A 10,265-nucleotide genomic window follows, 5' to 3' on the forward strand; every position below is an offset into this window, starting at 1 on the left:
CAGGACCGCACCGGCAAGGGGGGGATGAAGATCAGCTCGGGCAGTGACGAGCAGCCGATGCCGTTCAACGTCGGCGCCTCCGATGCCGGTGACTACCTCCGCAATGAGCTGAACACCTGGGCTCGACTGGTATGCGAGGAGCGCTACATCTCCTACGACGGCTCGGATTCTGTCGTGGGGGTGTCGGTGTGGTTGCGGAAGAATCTGGCGTCTCTGGCGATGACTCAGGGTGCGGAGGATGCGTTGCCGGGGATCGAGGGGGCGATGAAGCGGTGCCGGCGGGCGATGGACATTCCTGCGGATGACGATGTTGCTGTTCCAGTGGTGGATGTGGCTCAGGCCCGGAACTCGGAGTTGAATGCTGCTGCGATTGCCCGGATGCGGCATGAGTTGGGGTTGCCGGAGTTGAATGCTCGGCGGATCGAGACGTTGTTGAAGGCGGGGGCGTTGAAGCCGTGTCGGGTGGTGTCGATGCCGAAGAGGGATCTGGTGGTGTATCGGCTGGGGGATGTGCTGGATGCGCATGAGCAGTTTCCGTGCAGGCAGAGGAAGATGAGCGCATGACGATCGTTGAGTTCCTCGAAGCACGGCTGGCGGAAGATGAAGCTGTGGCGCGTGAAGCGATCACACCCGACCGGCCTGGCACCCACTGGGAGTGGGAATCGACGGCCGATGACGACGATCCAGAGTCGCCGCGCTGGCTGCGCACCGTCGAAGAGTTCCCGACCACGAGTGGAGTGGGGGACCTTCCGGGCTTTCCTCTCGGTTATGACTGCAAGGCCGAGCCGTCGCCAGCCATGGATCACATCGCCCGCCATGACCCCGCCCGCATCCTCCGTGAGATAGCAGCCAAACGATCGGTCATCGGTAAGTATCTATGGGCAGATCGTGTCCGAGAGCAGATGGAAGAAGACGATGACGATGTCAAGTGGGAGTGGATCTTCAAGTCTGAGGCACTAGTTGAAGTGCTGCGCGCTCTCTCCTGTATCTACTCCGATCATCCTGACTATCAGAAGGAGTGGGCATTGTGAGCTTCCTCAGTGAATGGAAGAAGAAGCGACATGTGAAGCTACGGATCACAATGCCGAATGGATTCCAGAGCTTGATCTCGGTAATGCCAAACGATGACCGGGAAATCAGACTCGCCGTCAACAATGACGGAAGCGTGCGCGCAGAGGGCGGATGGACGATATGACCGACTGGACTGAGAGGCGCAGAGTCGCAGAGAGCCTCCTGTCTCAGAAGCCAGGCTGCGAGAACGACAAGAACCTGATCATGGCCCTGCTCATCCTCCAGATCGACGCGATCAAGACCATTGAGGTGCAGCGCGCTGAACTGGATATGGAAGCCCTCGGCAGTACGCCTGTATCAACTGGATAAGTGGGTAGTGACCCTGTAGGCTTCGCCTTGAGCGCGGAGTGGATGAGAATCCACTGTCGCGCTTGAGTCATATCTGGGGTGAGTTCCACTGCTTACCCGCCGGTGAGTGATGTTGCCTCACCTGCACATTCTTGTGGTCAATCACTGCGCACACATCTGCATCTTCGGCGCTCCGTGAACTGACCACAATCCCCTGAGGTGTTGCCGCTCAGCCAGCGCAGCCTCAGGATGCCCCGCCACTGCCAACGCGGTCGGCGGGGCCACAAACTTCGCGTCACTCGGTAGTCCTGGACCTGAATCGAGGGCCTTGATGCGCGCAACGATGACTATCCTCGCCGTGTCCGCCTTCGCCTCACTGCTTCTCGCCTCACCTGCCAACGCCCGCAACGTGATCGTTGTCGACGGCACAGGCAGGGCTGGTGCAGCACTGTTGGCTCCGGAGATCCAGCCGGGCGACACGGTGACGTACATCGACTACCCGGCGACGGTGTTGTGGCCGAGCTACGACCAGTCGGTGGCGGCTGGGAGTCAGGCTCTGCGTGAGGAACTCGCTGATGCACCTGACGACACTCTTGTAGTGGCGTACAGCCAGGGCGCCAGGATCGCCGGTGATGTCCTCACGGAACCGCAGAACGCCGGCGTGTCCGGGGTGCTGTATTCCGTCCTCGATGACGGAGTGCTCAGCCTGGGCGAGTTCATCGCCTGCACCGAGTGCGAGCCCGAGTGGTTCGGTACCGACGACCAAGGCGGTGAGTGATGATCCAAGCCGAGAGCACGCTTACGGATGGCGAAGGCGCCGACACGATCTACATCTTCGGCCATCTCAACGGTAGAGAAGCCCTGGCCCGCTATGTCGACAGCCTGTTGCGCATCGGGCGTCACCAAAGCGCAGAGGGGCGGTGAGTCCAGTGATGAGTATCGATGACCAGCTGTATGACGTTTCCAACAAGATCCGAATCGCGCAGTTCGACAACGACCTCACTGCGATCGAAGTGCTAGAGACCACGATGGATCACCTGCTCGACTCCAAGCATGTGCAGATGCATGGAGGCAGGCGATGACTGGATATGCATGCAACTGCAGAGACTGTGCACCTCCCACTTACTGGTGGGCCACCGAGGATCCAGTGACTCTGCAGCATGTTCAGTTCTCGGTGCCGGAACCTGAGTTCTACCCCGACGATCTCGGCCTGCCCTTTATGCTTCGGCCCCAAGTCTGCTTCATTACGGTGGGGAGCGAGACGGTAACGCTCACCACCTCTAAGGATTCAAGACACACTGCACTGCGGGCCATCTTCCTTAGTGATCACAAGACACTGAAGCGCGTCGAGATTCACTGCGCTGTACCGCCTGCCGGCAACTGGCATGAGATGGCCGACGCCTGATGGCATGGAGCAAGCAAGCCGACCGGTACCGCGGTGTGCCACGAGATGTAGCCCACCGCATCCGCGTCCGTGACTCGTACACATGTCAAGCGTGTGGAGCACAAGGCCACGAGGTAGACCACAAGGTCAACGTCAAGGCCGGCGGTACCGACGAGGACCACAACCTGCACACGCTGTGCACCCCATGCCATAAGGCCAAGACAGCCGGCGAGTCACGCCGAGCGAGAGCCGCCAAGCGATCCCGACTGACGCTACCCATGCAGAGGCACCCCGGGCTTCGCTGACCACATAAGCACCCTCGGCTGATCCCCAAGGGCAGGAGAGCCTCGCAGTCCCAATGCTGCGAGGCTCTCCGACATTCATTGGGAGTAACTGATGTCGCACAACAAGGACCTGCCCTGCTCGCAATGTGGAGACCTAATGTGGAGGGGCACATCGTCACTCCCTGAGGGGCAAGCAACGTGTCGGCCATGCCGGAGGATGCGCAACGCACGCCCGCGCATCTGGACATGGAACTGCGGCCATTGCGGTAAGTCTTGTCAGCGACCAGTAGCGCGAGGGCAGAAGCCTCGCTGGTGCTCCCCGGAATGTAAACAGGCAGGCAACCAGAAGAACTCATGCATCGAGTGTGGGAGCACAGGAGTGCGGCGCGACAGCGTTCGATGTTCGGCATGCAAGAGCGCACAGTTGCTCGCATTCGAGCAGCAGCGCAAGGCCGATGCCCGAGCGACGCGTAGGCGTAGAGCCCTCAGTCGTCAATTGAGAGCAGCTCAGGGCAGCGTGAGCGCGTCAACCAAAGCTCAGATCTCCTGTGCCATATGCACCACCAAGTTCATAGCAACATGGTGGGGCGAACAGTCGACATCACGTACCTGCTCGGACACGTGCGCAGCGAGGTATGACAAGCAAGTCCGCGGACTCAGCAAGGACCGCCGTCGCGCACGAATGAAGAATGCGTACGTTGCGGATGTCCATCGAATGAAGATCTTTGAACGTGATCGCTGGCAGTGTCACATATGCAACACCCGAGTGAAGCGCGACATGGTCGTGCCACACCCGCTGGCTCCCACGATTGATCACCTCATTCCACTGGCGGCAGGCGGCACACATGAGCCGGCCAATGTTGCGACAGCGCACTTCCTGTGCAACAGCAGGAAGGGAGATCGCGGTGCCGGTGAGCAGCTCGCCCTGATCGGCTGAGGGGGCTAAATCCATGAGGGTGGGGCATGCCTCTGGATTGAAATCGAGCCCGACGGCGCCTTGCATACAGCCGCTGACCCCGTACGGGATACAAGGCCGCTCCGACTAAGGATTTCGACCTTCGGGTCACAGTTCTAGAGGCCGTCCTGGTGGCGGCCTAGACCCAGGAGGTCGCCATGCCAGGTCCAGTTCCCAAGCCGGAATCACAGCGGCGCCGGCGGAATAAGCCGAAGTCCTACGGCGAGGCCGAGGGTGAGAAGCATGAGGGCGCCGTCGATGCCCCCGAGTTGGGATTCGACGCGCACGATCTTGTGAAGGACTTGTACGGCTCCCTTGCAGGGTCGGTGGAGGGTAAGTACTTCTCGCCGGCCGACTGGCAGCGCGCCCGACTGGAGTTGCACTACCTGAACGAGCTGTTGACCTCGGGGCGAACCCCCGGTGCACAGGCTTGGGCGGCAGTGCAATCCGGCCTTGCGGCACTGTTGATCTCGCCGGCCGACAAACGGCGTATCGGTATCGAGCTTCAGGCGAAGCGCGTCGATGCCGATGAGGATGCTGCCGTAGCCAACATCGAAGAGTGGCGTGCCCGCCTCGGCGGCTGACCGCCTCGCAACCCTTCCTGAAACTCTTCCCGAGTTGACCCTCGGCTTCGAGGCTGCCAAGTGGGCGATGAAGTACCTACGTCAGCCGAATGGACCTCATGCCGGTGAGCGGTTCAACTTTACGCCTGGTCAAATGCGTTTCTTGTTGCATTGGTACGCGCTGAACGAGGACGGTTCGTGGATCTACCACTACGGCGTTCGGCGGTTGGCGAAGGGCTCCGGCAAATCGCCCTTCGCGGGCGTGCTGTCGCTGATGGAGCTCTGCGCTCCGGTGCGACTGCTGGACTTAGACTCTCACGCTCCGGGTGGTTGCGTCGGCAAGCCGGTCGCAATGCCGTGGGTGCAGATCGCAGCGACGTCGGAATCGCAGACGGCGAACACGATGCGTATGGTCCGGGCGTTCGCGCCCAAGGGGTCGAGGGTGACGTTGGACCACGCCTTGGTTCCAGGGAAGACGATCTACGACAAGGGCGAGGACGGGAAGCTCCACACGATCACAGCGTCAGCGCACTCCGCGGAAGGTGCTGAGGCCTCGGCGATTGTGGCGGATGAGACGGAGTGGTGGCTGCCTGGAAATGGCGGTCCGACACTGCACGCGACGCTGATGGACAATCTCGCGAAGTCTGGTTCACGGATGCTCGAGACGGCCAATGCGTGGAAGCCGGGTATTGGTTCCGTTGCCGAGTCGACCTGGGATGACTGGGTTGCGCAAGAAGATGGAGTCACGCGCAACGAGTCGAAGATCCTGTACGACGCCCGAATGGCGCCGCCGGATACGGATCTCGCCGACGAGGAGTCGCTTCGCAAGGCGCTGGAGTTCGTCTACGACGATTGCCCTTGGGTGAAGTACCCGCCGATCATGACTCGCATCTGGTCTCCGTCGTCGAAGGTTGACGACTCGAAGCGCAAGTACATGAATTGGCCGACTGCGCCGGAAGATTCATGGGCGGATCCGCAGCAGTGGGCGGCGATGGGGCCTTTGAATCACGGGCGCGTAGTCGAGCCTGGCGAGCGGATCGTGATGTTTTTCGATGGCTCGAAGTCGCGTGATGACTCGGCTCTTCTGGGGTGTTGCATGGCTGATGGTCATGTCTTCACCCTCGGAGTGTGGTCGCCCGGCAATAGTCACGACGGCGAATCCGCCTCGGTGGATGTCGAAGCGGTCGACTTGCGGGTCCAGAAGGCGTTCGACGAATACGAGGTCGTTGCGTTCTTTGCTGACGTCCGAGAGTTCGAGTCGCTGACGAAGATCACGTGGCCGCAGCGGTATCGAGATGTTCTGCAACTCTGGGCGGTTCCGGGCGGTAAGTCACCGGAGCCGATCGCATGGGATATGCGCTCGCACTCGTACGACTTCGAAATGGCGGCTGAACTCGCCGAGGCGGAGATCCGAGAGGGTGCCTTCACTCACGACGGGGATGCGCGCACGTCGGCGCATGTCCGGAACGCACGACGTCATGAAGGTCGATATGGGGTGTCGGTCAAGAAAGAGACCCCGAACTCGCCGGACAAGATCGACGCCTGCGTGTGTGTCATCGGCGTTCGCATGGTCTATCGGCTCGTCCTGAATGGCAAGACCGTCAAGCAGCGCACTAATGAGGCGTTCTTCGTCTGAGAATTGAGGTGGTCTGAGTGAACAAGGCCCAGGCCATAGATGCGGCGAGGAATGTTCTCGTCAGTGCCCGGTCGTACGAGGCTCAGCGTTTGGATCGGATTGCGGCGGCGATGCTTCCGTGGACTCCCGAGAATGCGATGGGTCACCTCCACGTGAAGGGTCAGACGGGCGATCCGCATCCGTTGGCGGGTTTGGCTTTGCGGGCGCAGACGAACTTCCTTCCGCTGGTGCTGGATACGTTCTCGCAGTCAATGAAGGTGGACAACTACTTTTCGAGTGCGGACAAGGTGACGGCGCGGCCGTGGCAGTGGTGGCAGCGCAACAAACTCGATGCTCGTCAGGCCGGCGTTCATCGGAGCGCCTTGCAGTATGGCGCGTCGTATGTGTCGGTGCTTCCGTCGCTCGTCTCGGGTAGTGAGGATGCGGCGTTCATTCGCGGCATCTCACCTCGGCAGATGACAGCCCTGTACGGGGAGCCGATGGAGTGGGATCCGCGGCGCGACACCCCGACTGATGACGACTGGCCGATTATGGCGCTCGAAATCAAGGGCCCGATGATTCGTCTGTACGACGAGAAATCTGTGCACTTCATCGGCATCAAGAATCAGCCCGTGTCGCAGTTCGGCTGGGCTGACCCGGCATATTCGAATGCGTCGAACTTCGAGTACATCGAGGGCCGTGACCACGGCGTCGGCGTGTGTCCGATCGTGCGGTTCCAGGACCGGATGCTACTGGACGGCGAGGAGCAGTTCGGCATTATCGAGCCGCTACTGGCGGTTCAGTCCCGGATCGACGAGACGACGTTCGAGATGCTGATCGCGCAGTATTACAGCTCGTTCATTCAGCGGTACGTGATCGGCTGGATGCCTGACGATCAGGCGCAGGCTCTACGCCAGGCCGCATCCGATACATGGTTCTTCAAGGACCCTGATGTGAAGGTCGGACAGTTCGACGCCGGCGACCTCAAGGGGTACTTGGAGTCGAAAGCGTCTGCCGTTCGTGATCTCTCAGCGATCGGCCAGGTTCCCGCACAGAACCTCGGCATCGACGGCATCTCGAATATCTCCGAGGCTGCTCTTGCGGCCCTTGAGACCGGCAAGGAACGGAAGTCGTCGGAGATCGAGACGTCGTTCGGGGAGTCGTGGGAGCAGGTGCTTCGCACGTCGGCGCATATCACCGGTGATGCTGAGTCTGCTGCAGATTTCGCGTCCGAGGTGAAGTGGCGTGATGCGACGGCTCGTTCGTTCGCGCAGACGGTGGATGGTCTCGGCAAGCTCGCGCAGATGCTCGATGTTCCTGTCGAGGCGCTATGGGAGGACATTCCCGGCTGGACGAAGACGAAGGTCGATCGGGCGAAGGTTGCGGCTACTGCTCGGGACTTGGGGATTCTCCCCGTCGACGAACTCGCTGATGCTGATGCAATGAAGCGCAAGTTCGATGCACTCGGTGTGGCAATTCGTGCGGGCGTGGATCCGCAGGATGCGGCAACTCAGGTCGGGCTGTCAGGGACGAAGTTCACCGGCGCTATCCCTGTGTCGTTGCGGCCTTTGGCGGCTGATGCGACCGGGCTCGAGGATAAGGGCGCTACGTGAAGCGGTCCCGCTTCCGGGTCGTGATGGACGCGCTGTTGCGGACGATGCGCAGGCAGGTCCGCAACGCTGTTGTTCAGCAGGGTGTTCCGGTCACACTGGAGCAGCGGGAGCAGTTGGCATCAGCAATGTTGCCGGCGATCCGCAGGGCGCGTGCACAGTCGCACGCACTCGGGGCGCAGATGCTTGAAACTCAGGCGCAGGCGCTCGAGATTCCGACACCGCCGGTGCAGCCGGTGCGCAGGTATGAGCGCCAAGCGGTCGTAACAATGCTCGAAAACGTCACTCTCGTCTCGGATCGTTCGTCGAATGCGACTGTCACGGTCGACGACCCGGGCGAGGCTACTGAGCGCAGGCCGCGGGTGTCGGTGACTGTCGTAGATCCTGAGTCTCGGCGATCTTCTCGCGTCAGCGTGGAAGTGACCGAGGATAATCGGCGAGATCCCGAGGTAGTGAAGGTGATCGCCGACAAGGTTCAGGCGGTCGCGGAACGTCACGCCCGAATGCCGAGCCGTGAAGCGCTCACTGACGCAGTGGAATCGGACGAAGACGATGACGGTCCCGAGATCGGCTGGGCCCGAGTCCTCACCGGTGCTGAATCCTGCGGGTTCTGCGCCATGCTCGCTTCCAGAGGCCCCGTCTTCAAGTCGAAGAAGTCTGCATCGGATGCGGGCGGTGTCGACGGCAAGGCGTATCACGACAACTGCGACTGCGAAGTCGTTCTCGTCCGCGAGGATCAAGACTGGGTCGGCCGCGAAGAATACGAAGCGCTCGAACAGCTCTGGGCTTCATCTACTGCGGGGACGAACGGCAAGAGCGCCCTCAAGGCGTTCACTGCTGCCCTGAATCAGGAAATCGTCGACGGTACTGCCGGCCGCTTCATCGCGGACCCTGACCGCGAACCCGAAGCCGACATCTAACCCCGCGCCCAGATGGCGCGGAATCACACACGAGACCCCAGGAGGGTTCCTTCGTCATGTCAGAAACAACTGCACCTCCCGAAGTTTCGATCGAGCAAATCGCTCCGCCTATCGAACCTCCCGCTGTCGAAACCCCTCCCGCTGAGCCGGTTTCAGAAGAGCCGAAGGTGTACGACCAGGCGTACGTCGACAAGCTTCGCAAGGAAAGTGCCGGCTACAGAACGAAACTCCGCGAAGTGGAGCCGATCGTCGCCAAGCACCAAGAGGCCGAAGAGGCCACCAAGACTGAGATTCAGCGCGCAACCGAACGGGCGGAAGCCCTTGCGCAGCAGAACACACAACTCATCGTCGAGGCCGTCGCCGCAAAGCACGGAATCTCCGAAGAGGACTACGACTTGCTCGGGTCCGGTACCCGAGAAGAACTGGAGTCCAGGGCAGCCCGCCTCGCGGCGCGGTCCACTCCAGCAGCACCCACTGATCCGCCGGCCCCGCCGAGCAATCGCCCAGTGGAGACATTGAGGCCAGGCGCCTCCCCTCAGCCGCCCGCGGCGGAGGACAACGCATACCCCGCGCAGTGGCGACCCGCCACCCGGGAACAACGCTAGGAAAGGACTGCACTCATGGCAAATGAATGCGCACCCCTGTTCCGGCCTGGTCGAGACATCACTGGACTCACCACCGCCGCGGTCACAGGTAAGACTTTCGTCGACGTGTCAGCAACCCGAGACGCATCGGGCCTGATCAAGGTCGCACCCGCAGCAGCCGGCGCCAAGGCGCTCGGTGTCGCAGCGTTCGACGCACCCTCGGGCGGACTCCTCGGAATCCTCCGCGGCGGCATCCTCCCCGTCGCAGCCGGCGGAACCATCGCCTTCGGCGCCGAGGTCGAGGTCGGAGCGTCCGGTAAGGCGATCACTCTTGCCACCGGCAAGGCGGTCGGCAAGGCCGTCGAAGCAGGCACCGACGGTGCCGACGTCCTCATTGCGTTCTACGAGTAAGCGGAGGGAGACAAGAAATGGCTACTGCCTACAATCAGGAATACCCGCTCGGAAGCCCTGCGCTCAACGGGAATTCACTCACGGTCGACCTCATGCTGAAGCAGCCGACCCGCATCAATCAGTACATCTCGGATATGGCCCTCAAGCGTTTCTTCGCTGACCGCATCTTCCGCACCGGCGGCTCGGTCGAGGGTGGCGCGTTGATCTACAACGAGCTGCGCTCGAATGACCTGTTCGCCACTCGTGGCGCACAGAAGGTCGCACCCGGCGCCGAGTTCCCGGAGGCGACGTTCGATCGCCCCGAGCCCAAGGTCGCCAAGGTCGAGAAGCGAGGCGGTAAGTTCCGCGTCACCGACGAGGCCCGTGACCGCAATGACCTCTCGTCCATCGAGACCGAGGGTCGCAAACTCGGCAACAGCATCACCCGCGATCTCCACGCGGAAGCCATCGCGACGCTCGAAGCCAGCATCACCGCCACCGGCGCTGATGTGCAGGTTGTCGGCACGTCGTGGGCGGGCGCGAAGGCTGCAACCCTGACCACGACGTCGAATGCAGCTCAGCCTGCAGCGGACTTCGCGGC

General features: G+C 61.6%; 16 protein-coding genes. All 16 read left to right on the forward strand.

What is annotated here, in order from left to right; all coding sequences use genetic code 11:
• On the forward strand, positions 1–564 hold a 564-nt coding region (locus M1L53_RS32475; RefSeq protein WP_261949449.1), incomplete at its 5' end, for a hypothetical protein.
• Positions 561–1,031 carry a DUF6221 family protein gene (locus M1L53_RS32480; RefSeq protein WP_261949450.1) on the forward strand — a complete coding sequence of 157 codons (471 nt, stop codon included), beginning with the start codon at positions 561–563 and terminating at the stop codon, positions 1,029–1,031. The genes M1L53_RS32475 and M1L53_RS32480, both read left to right, overlap by 4 nt.
• A gap of 151 nt (positions 1,032–1,182) precedes the next feature.
• Positions 1,183–1,380, forward strand: coding sequence for a hypothetical protein (locus tag M1L53_RS32485; RefSeq protein WP_261949451.1), 198 nt, complete (start codon positions 1,183–1,185; stop codon positions 1,378–1,380).
• A 322-nt stretch (positions 1,381–1,702) separates the two neighbouring features.
• Complete coding sequence (locus tag M1L53_RS32490) at positions 1,703–2,137, forward strand: PE-PPE domain-containing protein (protein WP_261949452.1); 435 nt, start codon at positions 1,703–1,705, stop codon at positions 2,135–2,137.
• Entirely contained in the window at positions 2,137–2,283 is a 147-nt protein-coding gene (locus M1L53_RS32495) for a hypothetical protein (protein ID WP_261949453.1), read from the forward strand. Before M1L53_RS32490 ends, M1L53_RS32495 begins: the two co-directional genes overlap by 1 nt.
• Before the next feature lie 8 nt (positions 2,284–2,291).
• Positions 2,292–2,441 (forward strand): hypothetical protein, encoded by a 150-nt coding sequence (locus M1L53_RS32500; RefSeq protein ID WP_261949454.1) that lies wholly within the window; start codon positions 2,292–2,294, stop codon positions 2,439–2,441.
• 65 nt (positions 2,442–2,506) lie between these two features.
• Positions 2,507–2,764, forward strand: coding sequence for a hypothetical protein (locus tag M1L53_RS32505; protein WP_261949455.1), 258 nt, complete (start codon positions 2,507–2,509; stop codon positions 2,762–2,764).
• A complete protein-coding gene (locus tag M1L53_RS34960) occupies positions 2,764–3,048 on the forward strand; it encodes an HNH endonuclease (protein WP_397517579.1) in 285 nt (94 codons plus the stop codon). Before M1L53_RS32505 ends, M1L53_RS34960 begins: the two co-directional genes overlap by 1 nt.
• Positions 3,049–3,742: 694 nt before the next feature.
• Complete coding sequence (locus M1L53_RS32510) at positions 3,743–3,964, forward strand: HNH endonuclease (protein WP_261949456.1); 222 nt, start codon at positions 3,743–3,745, stop codon at positions 3,962–3,964.
• Between the two features lie 176 nt (positions 3,965–4,140).
• Positions 4,141–4,566, forward strand: coding sequence for a hypothetical protein (locus tag M1L53_RS32515; RefSeq protein ID WP_261949457.1), 426 nt, complete (start codon positions 4,141–4,143; stop codon positions 4,564–4,566).
• Positions 4,547–6,181: a terminase gene (locus M1L53_RS32520; RefSeq protein WP_261949458.1), complete on the forward strand. Its 1,635-nt coding sequence runs from the start codon at positions 4,547–4,549 to the stop codon at positions 6,179–6,181. Before M1L53_RS32515 ends, M1L53_RS32520 begins: the two co-directional genes overlap by 20 nt.
• A gap of 17 nt (positions 6,182–6,198) precedes the next feature.
• The gene (locus M1L53_RS32525; protein ID WP_261949459.1) at positions 6,199–7,773 is read left to right on the forward strand and encodes a phage portal protein; all 1,575 of its coding nucleotides are present in this window, start codon (positions 6,199–6,201) and stop codon (positions 7,771–7,773) included.
• Entirely contained in the window at positions 7,770–8,690 is a 921-nt protein-coding gene (locus M1L53_RS32530; protein WP_261949460.1) for a hypothetical protein, read from the forward strand. Before M1L53_RS32525 ends, M1L53_RS32530 begins: the two co-directional genes overlap by 4 nt.
• Before the next feature lie 56 nt (positions 8,691–8,746).
• Positions 8,747–9,295: a hypothetical protein gene (locus tag M1L53_RS32535; protein ID WP_261949461.1), complete on the forward strand. Its 549-nt coding sequence runs from the start codon at positions 8,747–8,749 to the stop codon at positions 9,293–9,295.
• A gap of 15 nt (positions 9,296–9,310) precedes the next feature.
• Positions 9,311–9,685, forward strand: a complete 375-nt coding sequence (locus M1L53_RS32540; protein WP_261949462.1) for a capsid cement protein — start codon at positions 9,311–9,313, stop codon at positions 9,683–9,685.
• 17 nt (positions 9,686–9,702) lie between these two features.
• Positions 9,703–10,265: major capsid protein (locus M1L53_RS32545; RefSeq protein ID WP_315974189.1), on the forward strand; the 563-nt coding region annotated here is incomplete at its 3' end.

The sequence above is a fragment of the Rhodococcus sp. T9N genome (assembly GCF_024436645.1).
In the GTDB taxonomy this organism is placed as follows: domain Bacteria; phylum Actinomycetota; class Actinomycetes; order Mycobacteriales; family Mycobacteriaceae; genus Rhodococcus_F; species Rhodococcus_F qingshengii.